The sequence below is a fragment of the Pseudoalteromonas sp. NZS100 genome (assembly GCF_015864815.1).
GTDB classification, from domain to species: domain Bacteria; phylum Pseudomonadota; class Gammaproteobacteria; order Enterobacterales; family Alteromonadaceae; genus Pseudoalteromonas; species Pseudoalteromonas distincta.
Map to the genome: position 1 here is coordinate 1 of NZ_JADYWM010000019.1, position 13,636 is coordinate 13,636.

Genomic DNA, 13,636 nt, shown 5'->3' on the forward strand with positions numbered 1-13,636 from the left:
TGGTGGGCGCAGGAGGATTCGAACCTCCGACCGCTCGGTTCGTAGCCGAGTACTCTATCCAGCTGAGCTATGCACCCATACTTTAAAATTTTACAAAACACGCCATTAAAAGAAATGGTGGAGAGGGAGGGATTCGAACCCTCGATAGAGCTACAAACTCTATACTCCCTTAGCAGGGGAGCTCCTTCGGCCACTCGGACACCTCTCCGTCTTGTGGGGCGTATAATAAAGATTTCAGAAAATATGTCAAACACTTTTCTACCAAAAACGACTATATGGTTACAGATTGCACATATGCTTGGTTTAAAAGTGTAATTAGTTTGAAATTTAAGCGGGTTACGTATTTTTATTTGAAGGATTAACACCTAGCACGGGAACTAAGTCATCAGTTAACTGAGCCAAATACTGTTCTTGGTAACCTAATTGTTGAAATTCAGCGATACAAGCACGGTAGTAAGCGTTTCGTTCTTGCTCTGATGTGCACTCTTCTGATAAATCATCTAATCGCTTGTCTTTCATACTCTTATTCTAGGTCCTTTAAGAATCAATATTTAGCTGCTAAATACCAAGCAGTGTAAATTTCGTGCGTATTCTAGCCTAAATATTTACATAAATACAACATGTGTTTAAAAAACAATCATACTAAAAAGTTATAGCACTGTTAGTTTTAATATTAAAAACTTCCAATAACAATAAGTTAGTGAAGCTGAATTGCACATTAATCAGCACTAACAATTACCTTTAATTTTTAGTGTAGTACTTATTAATTAAAACACTAATTATAAGCAAAAAAACGCCGCTATTAAGCGGCGTTTATTAACTTACTTTGTTCTACTAAAGATTAGTCAGCTTGTGGACGCATATGCGGGAACAAAATAACGTCTTTAATTGTTGATGAATCAGTAAACAACATTACTAAACGGTCAATACCAATACCTTCACCAGCCGTTGGCGGTAAGCCGTACTCTAGTGCGCGTATGTAGTCTTCGTCGTAGTGCATTGCTTCATCATCGCCTGCGTCTTTCTCTTCAACTTGACGAGTAAAGCGCTCAGCTTGGTCCTGTGCATCGTTAAGCTCAGAGAAACCATTTGCAAGTTCACGGCCGCCAACGAAAAACTCAAAACGGTCGGTAACAAATGGGTTTTCGTCGTTACGGCGTGCAAGTGGTGACACTTCCCACGGGTAACCAGTAATAAACGTAGGTTGAATAAGCATGTGCTCTGCTGTTTCTTCAAATATTTCACACAAGAACTTACCTGGACCCCAAACACAGTTTTCAGGAATTTTAACGTGCACTTGTTTAGCGTACGCTTTTAACTCTTCAAAGTGGTTTTCTGGGTCGTTAAATACCGCAGCATCAAACTCAGGGTTATATTTTAAGATAGCATCCGCCATACTTAAACGTGTAAACGGTTGGCCAAAGTCGTATTCAACTGAATCGATAACTTCGCCGTTTTCGTCTTTAGTTGTATTAACTACAATTGCACTACCTAGTACGTTTTCTGCAACAGTACGTAGCATGTCTTCGGTGATGTTCATCAGGTCGATGTAATCAGCGTATGCTTGGTAAAATTCAATCATTGTAAATTCTGGGTTGTGACGTGTAGATAACCCTTCGTTACGGAAGTTACGGTTAATTTCAAATACACGATCAAAACCACCTACCACTAAGCGCTTTAAGTAAAGCTCTGGCGCTATACGTAGGTACATGTCGATATCAAGCGCGTTATGGTGAGTTACAAACGGACGCGCAGATGCACCGCCAGGTATAACCTGTAGCATAGGTGTTTCTACTTCCATAAAGTCACGGTCTGCTAAAAAGCGACGAATGCCTTCAACTACTTGTGAACGAATGCGGAATGTTTCGCGCGTTACTTCGTTAGTAATTAAGTCAACATAACGTTGGCGGTACTTTGTTTCTTGATCTGATAAGCCATGGAATTTTTCAGGTAGCGGGCGAAGTGACTTAGTTAGTAATTGATACTCAGTCATTTCTACGTATAAATCGCCTTTACCCGATTTATTTAACGCGCCTTTAACACCTATAATATCGCCAGTGTCTAGCTGACCATATTTTTCTTTAAGGTCTTTTTGAACATCTTTAGATGCATACGCTTGTACGCGACCTTTCATGTCTTGAATTACAAAAAACGGTCCACGCTTTGCTAAAATACGTCCAGCAATAGACACAACTTCTTGTAGTTCAACTAATTCTTCTTTGCTCTTATCACCAAACTGGGCTTGCAAATCAGCCGTGTAATGCTCACGACGGAATTGGTTTGGATGACCGTTGGCTGGGCAATTTTCGCGTATCGCGTCTAACTTGCCGCGACGCTCAGCGATTAACTTGTTTTCGTCTTGGATTTTATCAGTCATTTTTTAGCTCTTTATTAGCTTGGTGGTTATAGGCCAGATTTAAGGCTGGCTTCAATAAATTTATCTAAGTTACCGTCAAGTACCGATTGGGTATTGCGGTTTTCAACGCCTGTACGTAAATCTTTAATACGTGCGTCATCAAGTACGTATGAACGTATTTGGCTACCCCAACCTATATCAGATTTAGCGTCTTCTTGCGTTTGTTTTTCAGCATTTTGCTGCTGTAGCTCAAGCTCAAATAATTTAGCTTTTAACTGCTTCATCGCTTGGGCTTTATTTTTATGCTGTGAACGCTCGTTTTGACACTGCACTACGGTATTTGTTGGTACGTGAGTAATACGAACCGCCGATTCGGTGGTGTTAACGTGCTGACCACCCGCACCTGATGCACGGTAAACGTCTATACGTAGGTCTGACGGATTAATATCAATTTCAATATTATCGTCAATCTCTGGGTATACAAACGCAGAAGCAAATGAGGTATGACGACGACCACTTGAGTCAAACGGGCTTTTACGCACTAAACGGTGAACGCCTGTTTCTGTACGTAACCAACCGTAAGCGTATTCGCCAACAAAGCGAACTGTTGCGCCTTTAATACCGGCAACATCACCGTCGGTTGCTTCAACTAGCTCAACTTTAAAGCCTTTAGCCTCGCCCCAACGTAAATACATACGAAGTAGAATGTTACACCAGTCTTGTGCTTCAGTGCCGCCAGAACCCGATTGTAAATCAAGGTACGCATCGTTTGAGTCATGAGGACCTGAAAACATACGACGAAACTCTAAACCTTCTAACTGCTCGTTTAGATCGCTAAGTTCGCTTTGTGCTTCATCAAAGGTATCTTGATCTTCGGCTTCTACAGCAAGTTCAAGTAGACCTTCAACGTCGTCAGTACCGGCTACAAGGTTGTCGATTGTTTCAACAACAGCCTCTAATGCTGATTTTTCACGGCCAAGCGCTTGTGCGCGTTCAGGCTCATTCCATACGGCTGAATCTTCAAGTTCGGCGTTAACTTCTTCTAGGCGTTCTTGTTTAAGAGCGTAGTCAAAGGTACCCCCGAAGCAATTCAGTACGTTCGCGAATTTCCTTGATTTGGTTAATCACAGGATTCACTTCAAACATGTACATCACTCCAAAATGGCTAGGTAATTGCGCCCCTTTACATGGGATTTTCGCAACAAATTATCGTCAAATGATAAAAACGCCCGATTTTAACAAAAAACCGCGCGTTTTATTAGCCTTTTATGCATGATTTGTGCATATTTTTTAGTGCACTTTTTCAAGCTCTCTAACTATTAATTGCAGCGTAAATTTACCTCTAAACTCATTTATATCGAGTTGATAGGCTACTTTTACAAACTTCGCTTCTGTGTCGGGCCATTCTTTTACATCAATACCAAAGGCAATGGCGTCAACTAATCGCCCTGATTGATGCTTTAGCACCAGCTTTAAATGCTTTTCGCCGACTATGCGCTGCTGTATTACTTCAAAGGTGTGCTCAAACACCGGCTCAGGAAATTGCTGCCCCCAAGGGCCCGATTGCTTTAATAGTTGAGCAAACTCCATAGTAAAGCAGTCGTTTGGCAGCTCACCGTCGGTAAATACAATGCAGCGTTTACTTTCTTCACTCAGTTGCGCACTCACGGCAGCATCAAATGCTTTTTTAAAGTCATTAAAGTGTTGCTCATTAATACTTAAACCAGCGGCCATTGCATGGCCACCAAACTTATTAATTAAGTGTGGCTCAGCAGTATTAAGCCCTTCGAGTAAGTCGCGCATGTGCAACCCTTCTATAGAGCGGCACGAACCTTTTATTTCACCGTTTTCGCCACCAGCAAATATAACGGTTGGTCGGTGGTATTTTTCTTTTAAGCGACCAGCCAAAATGCCAATAACACCTTGGTGCCAATCGTCTTGAAACAAGCAGATTGCATCAGGGACGTTATCGTCGCTAAATGCGAGTCTATCAAGCACGGCTTGCGCCTCGGCTTGCATGCCTTGTTCTATTTCGCGCCTTGCAAAGTTTAAGCTATCGAGCTCGCCGGCTATACTACGCGCTTGGTTTATGTCGGTGCTAAGCAAGCAAGCTATACCCAAACTCATGTCGTCTAATCGCCCTGCTGCATTTAAACGCGGCGCAAGTGAAAAGCCAAAGTCGCTTGCGCTTAAGCGGGCAGCATTGCGGTTAGCCACTTCAATAAGCGCGGTAATACCAGGGCGTGTTTTACCACTGCGAATACGTGCTAAACCTTGGTGTACTAAGGTGCGGTTATTTGCATCAAGCGCCACTACGTCAGCAACCGTACCAAGCGCTACAATGTCGAGCAAGTTAGCTAAATTAGGCGGCGGTTGCTGCTCAAAATAGCCAAGGTCTCGCATTACGCTTCTCAGTGCTATCAGTAAGTAAAAAGCAACGCCAACGCCTGCTATAGATTTAGACGGGAAGCTACATTCGTGCCTATTTGGATTTACTATTGCATCGGCATTTGGTAGTTGCTCACCTTGTAAATGGTGATCTGTTACCAGCACTTTTATGCCAACCGCTTTTAAAATATCAATACCGGCAATACACGATATGCCGTTATCTACGGTGATCACTAAATCAGGCTTTATTTGTACTATTTGCTCTGCAAGTGCGGGGCTTAAACCATAACCTAAGCTAAACCGGTCAGGAATTAAGTAATCTAAATGCTTAAAGCCAAACATCTCAAGGCCTTGCATTAATGTTGCAGTACTTGTTGCGCCATCAGCATCAAAATCGCCGACTATTAATATTTGGCTTTGCGTCTTTAATGCCTCAATTAGTAAATCGCTGGCTTTGTCGATATCTTTAAACAATTTAAAGTCGTGAAGCGTAGCTACGCTGTTATTTAGCTCGTCGGCATTAAATACATTGCGGTTAGCATAAATTTGTTTAATTACAGGGTGTAAATTACTCGGTAGATGCGAGTCGTCAACGTTTTCACGCGCAATGATCAATTTTTTCATGCAGAGTTTTAACTTATTGGGTCGTATTAAAAAGACAAAAAAAGGCCATTAAGGCCTTTTTATTAGCTATAAAACGTATTACGACGCTTTGTTAGCATCTAATGCTGCTTTTAGTGCTGCTGCTGGCTGGTAACCAGGGATCATCGTACCATCTTCTAAAATAATGGCAGGTGTGCCGCTAATACCAAAGCTTTGACCAAGCTGGTAATGCTCTGCAACCGGTGCGCTACAGCCTGCAACTACTTTAGTACTTGTACCCGACTTAGCTTCTGTTAGTGCTTCTTGCTGATCGCGTGCACACCATACGTTCATTAAATCGGCGTAGCCTGAACCTTGTAAGCCACCACGTGGAAACGCAAGGTACTTAACGGTAATACCCGCATCAAGTAAATCGTCTAACTCGCGATGTAATTTACGACAGTAACCACAGCTAATGTCGGTAAATACGGTAATACTGTGTTTTTCGTTTGGTGCTTTGTACACAATCATCGAATCTTCGTATTCTTTAATGCCCTCAACACGCACGCCGTTTAATGCTTGCTCTGTTAAGTTGTTACGATTATTTAAATCGATTAACGTACCTTGCATTAAAAATTGACCATCTGGACTTGCGTAAAGCACGCCCTTATTAGTGATCAACTCTTTTAAACCCGCTACTGGGCTTGGGTTAATTTGCTTTACAGTTACACCAAGCTCGGCAAATTTAGTAATAATAGGATCATTAGCATCTGGTGTTACAGCAACGCCATTTGCAAATGCACTAATACTTGTGCACAACATGGCACCTGCTAACATTAATTTTTTCATAACTTCTCTCTATCCTAAAAATACTTAATATATTGACCGGCTTAATAATATTTACTTTCAAACTTACGCTCGCGGATGATGCTCTGCGTGTACCGACTTTAACCGTTCATTGGCAACATGGGTATAAATTTGCGTCGTTGATAAATCGCTATGGCCCAACATCATTTGTACCACACGTAAATCTGCCCCATGATTTAATAAGTGCGTAGCAAAAGCATGGCGCATGGTATGGGGCGATAATGGAGACTCAACTGATGCCAAAATAGCATAGTGTTTAATTCTATGCCAAAAGGTTTGTCGCGTCATGCCTACTCCGCGCTTAGATGGGAACACAAAATCGGTGGCGTGTTTTATCATTTGTGCACGCCCACCCTTTAAAAATTGCTCCAGCCAATACATGGCTTCTTCACCCAATGGCACTAAGCGCTCTTTGTTACCCTTGCCTTTTACAAACACAACCGCTTGGCGCAAATTAATTTGCTCCATACGAAGCCCAACAAGCTCACTTACACGCAAGCCCGTTGCATAAAGTAGCTCTAGCATGGCTTTGTCGCGCAGTCCCATCGCTTCTTCTGTGTTGGGCGCATTTAACAATGCCTCAACTTCAGCTTCTGAGAGTGTTTTAGGTAACGACTGTCCGGCTTTTGGTTGAGCTATGTTTAGCATGGGCGAATCACTAATTATTTTTTCGCGCACAAAGTACTGATAAAAACGCTTTAACGCACTAATGCTACGTGCTGTACTGCGTGGTTTTAAACCTAAATCAACTCGATGCGCTAAGTAGCTTTCTATGTCGAGCCCCGTTACCGTCATTAAATTTTCGCCCTTTAAAAATAGGCAAAACTTATCTAAATCACTGCGATAAGCGCTTAATGTATTTTCGCTTACGCCTTGTTCTAAGTACAGGCTATCTAAAAAGGTTTCTAGGTAGTCGCTATTACTGCTCATACTGCTGTTATTTTCAAAAGAATCGTCAGATAGCGTTGTCACATTATGCTCTCATGCTTTGCTAAGGTATCAATTAAAAATACCTTACGGTAAACTTGAGCCTATCATATCAGGCAATTACACAGTGATAAATACGATGCAAATTGGTTTATTTTTTGGTTCTACTACGTGCTACACCGAAATGGCAGCAGAAAAGATTCGCGACATTATTGGTGCCGATATAGTTACCCTGCACAATATTAAAGACGAGCCACTAAAAAATGCAGAGCAGTACGACTTTATCATCTTTGGTATTTCAACATGGGATTTTGGTGAAATACAAGAAGACTGGGAGTCAAAGTGGGACGACATAGCCGACGTAAACCTAAACGGTAAAACCATTGCTTTATTTGGCATGGGCGATCAGCAAGGTTACGGGCAATGGTTTCAAGATGCCCTAGGCATGCTACACGATGAAATAAATACGCAAACATTTACTCAACTTGGTTTTTGGCCAAACGACAGTAGCTACGAGTTTGAAGCCTCAAAAGCATTAACCCCTGATGGTAAACAGTTTGTTGGTCTTGCGCTCGACGAAGACAGCCAATACGAGCTAAGCGATGAGCGTATTGCAACATGGGTTGAACAGGTAATGACTGAATATAGCGAAACGCTTTAATTAATTAGCTAATAAGTAAAAAGCCCGCAACTAGTTTAGTTGCGGGCTTTTTAACTAGGGTCTGTTGATCTTTTAAGGTTAAATTTGCAGCAGTCTGTTTGGTATTAAGGCAAGGCAGAGCCTATGCAGTGTGGTTATTCCCCATAAATGGGCGATAACGTAGCATTAATGCCAAACAGGCGCTGCCCAAAGGGTTCTTCCTAGGGGCTACTTACTCTTTGTTGCTCGGTTTTTACTTATTCTTACATGGATGTAAGTCAGTAGAATAACGCAGGAGCAGTTATCGAGCCCACTAGGTTACAAATCTCGCGCCGCGATTAAATAACCCCTAGTTTGAACAAATTTTAATCCGCAAAGTTCAACAGACCCTAATAATATGAGTAATTTATTGAAACGTCATAACATTGGTCGTTTGTGGGTAATATCCATCAGCCATCACAATGTACGGCAATAAATTACTTAACCATTTTTGTTGTACGCTTTGGCTGTAATTTAAGTAAAGCTTACCTTCGTGAATATAAAATGCTTCTGGGTCAATCCCTACGGCATTCCCCTCATCAGCCATTGCATAAGCGCACCAGCCACCGTATTGCGGAGCATAACGCTTTGGGTTTTCTGCAAATGCCGTTTTGTTTTCTTCACTCGAAAAATGCCAGTCGGCACCTAAATAACTAAACGTATATTTGTCATTGCCTTTAACGGCTTTATTTTGGGTAAAATAAGCAACACTGTCGTACCCTTTAATAGCCGTGTTATTAAACCAACCCGTGTTTACCGCATCATCCTTTGCGTTTGCCCCACCGCTTATTAACAGTGTGCTAAGCATTATTAAAGCAACTATGTACTTAATCATATTTTACCCTTTTATTTACTCAAAATTTTATGCCAATTAAATATGGCAGGCTTAGTGAGTAAGAAAGGCAAAGCGCAAAAATGATTTCAGTTAATGCTTAATTATTTAACGTTTAGTAATTAAGTAAGTAGTAAAACTTACTCTACTCTTAGCCAATATTGGTTTCGGTAAAAAAAGCCAATGTAGCCGCGTACTTCGAGCTTTTTACCTTCATCCTGCGGGGTTAATTGTAAGGTGTAGGTTTTACCATTTGTTGGATCGAGTATTTCACCGTCTCCCCATACGCCATCATCTTGTGCTTTTACATCGGTGATTATGGTCATTCCTAAAATAGGCTGATCTTTTAGCTCATCATCACACTTACTGCATATATCGTTTTGTTTTGCCGGGTCTAGAATAGTTTCAATTTTGCCGCTTAATACACCGTTGGTTTGGGTAATACGTACATACGACTTAGCTTGGCTTGTATCCTCATCAATCGTTTTCCAAAGCCCTACAGGCGTAATAGCAGCAAATACACCTTGGCTTGCAAAAATGGTGGCTGTTAACGTGCTAAGTAATGCTAATTTATTTAACTTTTTCATTGTGTTGTCTTAATTCAATGTAACTAATGAGTGAATCATAACAGGTGATTTATAAACACACTATTAAAGCGCTGTACCTAAAATAAAAAAAACCTAAACTAATAATCATTAGTTTAGGTTTTCATATGAGCTTTTTTGTTTACTTTTAAAAACTACGAATTACTACACTTGAATTATTAAACTCAAATTTATTAACTTTTCCGCATTGCGCTATATGATTAGTGCTTGTATAAGGTGTATTGTTTTGAGCAATAGCAGTCTCCCATCCTTGGCCATTTTTAATGAATGCTTTTAGTTCAAACCATCCATTAACCGATTTACTGCAATCCATATCCACATCAAGCATCCAATAGTGTTCGCCCCATATATTTAATGGTGTTACACCAAAACCATCTGTGTTTAGCGTTTTTTCAGCGCTCCAACCTGCAGGCCAAACATTCGTTGTCCAGTCGGTAGCAGAACCTTCTGCTTCGCTACTTTGTCCATTTTCTATGCCATACCAATCAAGGTAGTTATCATTTGCTTTCCAAGGGCTTGTTGTCACGTTTTTTAAATTATTATGACGAATAGGCATTGCACACTCAAAATTACTTGTTTGGCAATTTCGACCAAGGTTTGCGTTTGCATAAGCGTGGTCAATTCCACCGCGCAAAAACATATCTTGTCCGCTTTGTGTTTGTGCATTAATAAAAATAACCGTTCGCTGCCAGTCACCTTCAGTGCTTGGCGCTGAACTTGTATTTAACTTGGCATTTTTATGAATTGCCATCGCATCCCAAGCGCCAATATTAAGATTAATAGTACCGTCGGAATTAACCGTTATAACCTCACCACTACAACTTTTAGCATCAGCCGACAACTCGCCTTTTAACACATTACAGTATTGCCCTGGCGCCATATCGGTTTGCACAGTTGCACTTAGTGTTGAGTCTTCTTTGTTAATAGCCATATGACCCGAGCTACCTCGGCCAAATGAAATTTGATTATTTGTGTTATCCCACCAGTTTGTTACTGCCCAATTGTCGGCGGTGTTATTTCTAAAATCGACCCCGCCTGCAATATATGACCAGCGATGCTCACACTTCCAATTACTAGCAAAACACTCTAAGTCACCATTATTATGTACCGGTACATTTGGCCCACCAGCATCTGTATCACCATGAAAATTATAACTCGACATTACTTTTGGATAACCGTACGGATAAGCCAACATAAATACATTGGCTAAGTCATATAAGCGGCCATCTTCAAAGGTAATAACATTACCAGCGCCGCCATGCCCGCGCTGATTGTCGTGATTATCTACAAAGACCACCGCAGAAGAGCTTGGCATAAAGCCCCACCCTTCGCCAAAATTACTCAGCCATGCAAGCGAGCCGTTTCTAAAGGTGTTACCAAGCTCAGTGCTATATTTAAATTCAGTTACTAAACCTGTGCTTAAATATTCAGAGGCACCCACAGCCTCCCCACCTTGATCAATCACTTCTTGAAAAACCACTGGCGAGCCATTTACTTTAGCCATTAAACTTTGGATATCGCTTGCTGCAACATGTTTAGAAGCATCAAACCGAAAGCCTTTTACGCCAATAGCTTGTAAGTCGTTAATATATCCTGCAATGGTATTTTGCACATAGTTTGAAGCGGTATCTAAATCGGCAAGTCCAACGAGTTCACAATTTTGTACTCGGTAGCGATCGTTGCCATAGTCAGAACTATTAATGGTACAACTTTCATGAAAATCTTGTGGGCTATAAATAGGAAAGCTTTTATTACCAAAGCTATTTCCCGCTGTGCCAGTGCCACTTCCTGCTGCCATATGATTAATAAGCGTATCAACGTAAATATCAACCCCAGCTGCACTACAGCGATTTACCATATCGATAAACTGCGCACGGTTTCCGCCACGACTTTGCAGTTCATAACTTACTGGCTGATAACGTGTCCACCATTGGCTTCCTGTAATGTGCTCATTAGGCGGCGAGACCTGTACTGCAGCGTAGCCTTTTGGTCCTAGGTATTGCTCACATTCTTGCGCTACATCTTGCCAATTCCATTCAAACAAATGCACAAATGTGGTGGGCGTAGCTGTGGCAATACTCGGTAAGAGCAACCCTAGGCTTAAACCTGCGGTGGTGATTACTTTATTGAGTTTCATAGTGTGTGATCCAACTGTTGAGCGAGCAAAACAACTACTCGACGTTATTTACAAGTGGTTAACACTAGATTGAGAATTGATTAAATAAAAACTGAATACGTATGCATAATAGGTAAATTATCCTTTATTACTAGATAACCTACATAACTTGGCAATTTACATTTTCAAATAAAATGCTTTGCACAGGGCTATATAATCAGCGGTGTAGGTATTATCTAAGTTTCTAATACACAGAATTGATGTTTCTATATCGCTTTTTACGTAGCTAAATGCCATTAAACTGCGGCTAATATCTTTATTGGGCGTGGCTTTTACTTGGCAATGAGTATTTAAATAAAGCCCATTTTGAGTAGCAAGCTCAATAAATAATGCACCTTCAACGCTTGGTAGTATTAAGCTAAAGCGAGAGCGGCTATGGCTTAAACGTTTAAACGCATTTATTAACTCTTCAAAACTTAAGCCGTCGGTATGGCGCGCGGTATTACGCGCAGCATTATCGCCTTTTAAACTGTGATTAAAATACGGTGGATTGGAGATAACAACATCAAACTTAACTTCACTACTAAAGCTTTGAATAGTTTGGTGCTTAATACTTATTGTTGGCCACGGACTATTAGCTACATTTTGTAATGCTTGGGTATAGGCGCTTTCGTCAATTTCTACCGCAGTTATATCAAGCTCATTACTGCGCTGCTTACACATTAATGCTAGTAAGCCGGTGCCTGTGCCTATATCAAGTAATGACTTTGCACCGCTTAAATTAGCCCATGCGCCAAGCAAAATGCCATCGGTAGAAACTTTCATTGCACAGTGGTCGTGTTCAACTTTAAATTGTTTAAATACAAAACCAGACATTTTTTCACCTTTTCATTCACCAAGCGCAGCATAGCGCGTATAATCAGGGTAATTGTCCCTTATTTTAGACACTCTATGCAATTTTCTGAATTTGATCTTGATAACAAGCTACTCGATGCCATTAATAAAATGGGCTACGAGACGCCAACCAGCATTCAACAACAAGCTATTCCTGAAGCACTACAGGGGCGCGATATTTTAGCATCTGCGCCTACTGGTACAGGTAAAACAGCGGCATTTTTAATTCCGGCTATTCAGTACTTACTGGATTTCCCACGTCGTGATCCTGGTTTTGCGCGCGTCCTCGTTATGACCCCGACTCGTGAGTTGGCTTATCAAATTCACGAACAATGTGAACTGCTAGCTAAACGCACACACCTAAAAATTGGTGTAGTAACAGGCGGTATTAACTACGGCACGCATAAAGAAATTTTCGAAAAAAATAATGATATTTTAATCGCCACACCAGGTCGATTAATGGAATACCTAGAAACCGAAAACTTTCATGCTGAACACGTAGAAATGCTTATTATTGATGAAGCAGATCGCATGTTAGACATGGGTTTCAAAAAAGAAATGAGCCGTATTTGTGACGAAGCTAAAAATCGTCGCCAATGTTTTTTATTCTCAGCAACACTCGAAGGTGACAGCGTAGAAAGGTTTGCTGAAAAAACATTAAACGACCCTGCACTGCTTGAAGCTGAATCGTCACGTAAAGAAAAAGCTAAAATTCACCAGTGGGTACATTTAGCCGATGACTATCATCATAAACTAGAGCTTTTAGTAAATACCTTAAATGGTCCAGACGTGACTAAAGCAATTGTGTTTGTTAAAACCCGTGAGCGTTTAGAAACACTGATTGGCGAGCTAACCAATAATGGCGTTAAAGCAGCTTGGTTACGCGGCGAAATGCCACAAGACAAACGTATGAAAGCCATGGAAAACTTTCACAGTGGCAAAACACGTATCTTAATTGCTACCGACGTAGCCGCACGTGGTATTGACGTATCTGACATTAGCCACGTTATTAACTTTGATATGCCGCGCACTGCCGACGTATACGTACACCGTATTGGTCGTACTGGCCGTGCTGGTAAAAAAGGGATTGCAATATCGTTAGTTGAAGCACACGACATTGGTATTTTGTATAAAGTAGAGCGCTACGTTGAACAAAAACTAAAACGCCGTGTAATTAAAGGTGTTGAGCCACAGCATAAAGAAGCTAAGCCGCCGGCTAAAAAGCGTAAAGATCCAGTAAAAATGAAAGCCAAGAAAAAGGCTAAGGTTAAAAAGAAAAAGTAACCTAACATATTTTTATTCTAAGCCGACTTTTGTCGGCTTTTTTAATGCAAGCCTTACAGGCTCTGGTGTTTGTACCTGTTACATATGTAACCCAAGCATGTAACTC

Annotated in this window: 12 protein-coding genes and 2 tRNA genes; 2 read left to right on the forward strand and 12 right to left on the reverse strand. The window is 41.0% G+C overall.

The window, feature by feature from the left end; genetic code table 11:
* The 8 genes from I6E69_RS16520 to xerD form a co-directional block, all read right to left on the reverse strand.
* Nucleotides 1-77, reverse strand: a tRNA-Arg gene (locus I6E69_RS16520).
* A 38-nt stretch (nt 78-115) separates the two neighbouring features.
* Nucleotides 116-208 (reverse strand) — tRNA-Ser (locus I6E69_RS16525).
* Between the two features lie 128 nt (nt 209-336).
* Nucleotides 337-519, reverse strand: a complete 183-nt coding sequence (locus I6E69_RS16530) for a hypothetical protein (RefSeq protein WP_002961421.1) — start codon at nt 517-519, stop codon at nt 337-339.
* Nucleotides 520-841: 322 nt separating this feature from the next.
* On the reverse strand, nt 842-2,377 hold the full coding sequence (gene lysS, locus I6E69_RS16535) for a lysine--tRNA ligase (RefSeq protein ID WP_197121685.1): 1,536 nt from the start codon (nt 2,375-2,377) through the stop codon (nt 842-844).
* A 26-nt stretch (nt 2,378-2,403) separates the two neighbouring features.
* A protein-coding gene (prfB, locus tag I6E69_RS16540; protein WP_100218355.1) for a peptide chain release factor 2 occupies nt 2,404-3,502 on the reverse strand; the annotation gives its coding sequence in 2 pieces (ribosomal slippage) (nt 2,404-3,426 and nt 3,428-3,502; 1,098 coding nt in all).
* Between the two features lie 144 nt (nt 3,503-3,646).
* The gene (gene recJ / locus I6E69_RS16545; RefSeq protein ID WP_197121686.1) at nt 3,647-5,368 is read right to left on the reverse strand and encodes a single-stranded-DNA-specific exonuclease RecJ; all 1,722 of its coding nucleotides are present in this window, start codon (nt 5,366-5,368) and stop codon (nt 3,647-3,649) included.
* 78 nt (nt 5,369-5,446) lie between these two features.
* The gene (gene dsbC / locus I6E69_RS16550; RefSeq protein ID WP_002961417.1) at nt 5,447-6,175 is read right to left on the reverse strand and encodes a bifunctional protein-disulfide isomerase/oxidoreductase DsbC; all 729 of its coding nucleotides are present in this window, start codon (nt 6,173-6,175) and stop codon (nt 5,447-5,449) included.
* 63 nt (nt 6,176-6,238) lie between these two features.
* Nucleotides 6,239-7,165 (reverse strand): site-specific tyrosine recombinase XerD, encoded by a 927-nt coding sequence (gene xerD / locus I6E69_RS16555; RefSeq protein ID WP_002961416.1) that lies wholly within the window; start codon nt 7,163-7,165, stop codon nt 6,239-6,241.
* Between the two features lie 94 nt (nt 7,166-7,259).
* Between xerD and fldB the strand changes: the two genes are divergently transcribed.
* Complete coding sequence (gene fldB, locus I6E69_RS16560; protein ID WP_024605911.1) at nt 7,260-7,781, forward strand: flavodoxin FldB; 522 nt, start codon at nt 7,260-7,262, stop codon at nt 7,779-7,781.
* Nucleotides 7,782-8,166: 385 nt separating this feature from the next.
* Here the strand turns inward: fldB and I6E69_RS16565 are convergent, their stop codons facing one another.
* The 4 genes from I6E69_RS16565 to I6E69_RS16580 all read right to left on the reverse strand — a co-directional run bounded on the left by I6E69_RS16565 (nt 8,167) and on the right by I6E69_RS16580 (nt 12,228).
* Entirely contained in the window at nt 8,167-8,634 is a 468-nt protein-coding gene (locus I6E69_RS16565; RefSeq protein WP_039488345.1) for a YHS domain-containing (seleno)protein, read from the reverse strand.
* Between the two features lie 137 nt (nt 8,635-8,771).
* Entirely contained in the window at nt 8,772-9,218 is a 447-nt protein-coding gene (locus I6E69_RS16570; protein ID WP_197121687.1) for a DUF2147 domain-containing protein, read from the reverse strand.
* Nucleotides 9,219-9,363: 145 nt separating this feature from the next.
* Nucleotides 9,364-11,373 (reverse strand): alpha-amylase family protein, encoded by a 2,010-nt coding sequence (locus I6E69_RS16575; RefSeq protein ID WP_197121688.1) that lies wholly within the window; start codon nt 11,371-11,373, stop codon nt 9,364-9,366.
* Nucleotides 11,374-11,529: 156 nt separating this feature from the next.
* The gene (locus I6E69_RS16580; RefSeq protein ID WP_197121689.1) at nt 11,530-12,228 is read right to left on the reverse strand and encodes a tRNA1(Val) (adenine(37)-N6)-methyltransferase; all 699 of its coding nucleotides are present in this window, start codon (nt 12,226-12,228) and stop codon (nt 11,530-11,532) included.
* Nucleotides 12,229-12,303: 75 nt separating this feature from the next.
* Between I6E69_RS16580 and srmB the strand changes: the two genes are divergently transcribed.
* Nucleotides 12,304-13,530, forward strand: coding sequence for an ATP-dependent RNA helicase SrmB (gene srmB, locus I6E69_RS16585; RefSeq protein ID WP_002961405.1), 1,227 nt, complete (start codon nt 12,304-12,306; stop codon nt 13,528-13,530).
* Nucleotides 13,531-13,636: the final 106 nt, after the last annotated feature.